Consider the following 1,240-nt stretch of genomic DNA (forward strand, 5'->3'; position numbering starts at 1 on the left):
TCCTCCGGGCGTCCCCTGGGCCGCCCACTGGGCCGCCCCTTGGAAGCCCGGCGAAAGCGCCCTGGAAGCCTGACGGAACCCCGCTGCAAGCTCACTTGAAGTCCACCGGAAGCCTGCCGGAGTTCTCTCGGAGGCTCACTCGAAGCCGGCCGAGGACCCGTCGAGGGTCCACCGGAAGCCGCCCGAAGACCCGTCAGAAGCTCGCCCGAAGCCCGTCGAGGGTCCACCGGAAGCCCATCGGGAGTTCCGTGGAGGCTCCCTGACGGACAATCGAGCTGGTGCTCTGATCAGGGAATTCATCGATCGTCTATCCGAATTGCCCGAATTGTTACTCATCAATTCGTGATCTTTCTCTAAAGCCGGGCGGTGTTGCTGCCGAAGAGGTCATTGACCCTTCCAGCACGGTTCGCCCCGGCTTGACCCCCATCAGCCGGAGCCTTCCCGTCACTCCCCCGGAGGCCTGGTGTCCGTTCTCCTCGAGCAGCCCGCAAGCTTGGGCGCCTACCGGCCGAACAAGCCGACCGCCATGGTCGTCGTGGCCGATCCGCGCGTCCGCTCCACCGTCACCCGCCACCTGTGGGCCCTCGGAGTACGTGACGTCATCGAGGCGTCCTCCATCGCCGAGGCCCGCCCCCGGGTCAGCAGCCCCCGCGACATCTGTGTCGCCGACGTCCACCTGCCCGACGGTTCCGGGCTGACCCTCCTCTCGGAGACCCGCGCGGCGGGCTGGCCCAACGGTCTGGCCCTGTCCGCCGCCGACGACATCGGTGCCGTACGCAACGCCCTCGCCGGCGGTGTGAAGGGCTACGTCGTCACCGGCACCCGCAACAACATCGGCCAGCACCCCGGCCGCCCCGGCATGGCCCCCATCGGTGCCGCCGCCGCCCGCATGCACCGTCGCCCCCCGGGTTCCCCGAGTCACCCGGGCGGCTACCGCGAGCTCTCCGGCCGTGAGGTCGAAGTTCTCAGGCTCGTCGCGGAGGGCCAGTCCAACAAGGCCATCGGCGTCTCGATGGGCCTGTCGGCCCTGACCGTCAAGAGCCACCTGGCACGCATCGCCCGCAAGCTCGGCACGGGCGACCGGGCCGGCATGGTGGCGGTCGCGCTGCGCACCGGCATCATCCACTGAACCACCCCGAGCAGGCTCGGGCCGGGTGAACCTCCAGGCACCCGGCCCGCCCGCCAGGTGTCCCGCGGACACCGGCACAGGACTGCGGTCCGGCGGTCGAACGATCACCGC

The 1,240-nt window shown here is 70.0% G+C and carries 1 protein-coding gene; it reads left to right on the top strand.

Going from position 1 to position 1,240, the window contains the following annotated elements; translation table 11 throughout:
• The first annotated feature begins 463 nt into the window (after positions 1-463).
• Positions 464-1,129, top strand: a complete 666-nt coding sequence (locus ACWGIG_RS38950) for a LuxR C-terminal-related transcriptional regulator (protein WP_453326448.1) — start codon at positions 464-466, stop codon at positions 1,127-1,129.
• Positions 1,130-1,240 lie beyond the last annotated feature (111 nt).

The sequence above is a fragment of the Streptomyces sp. NPDC054863 genome (assembly GCF_053610825.1).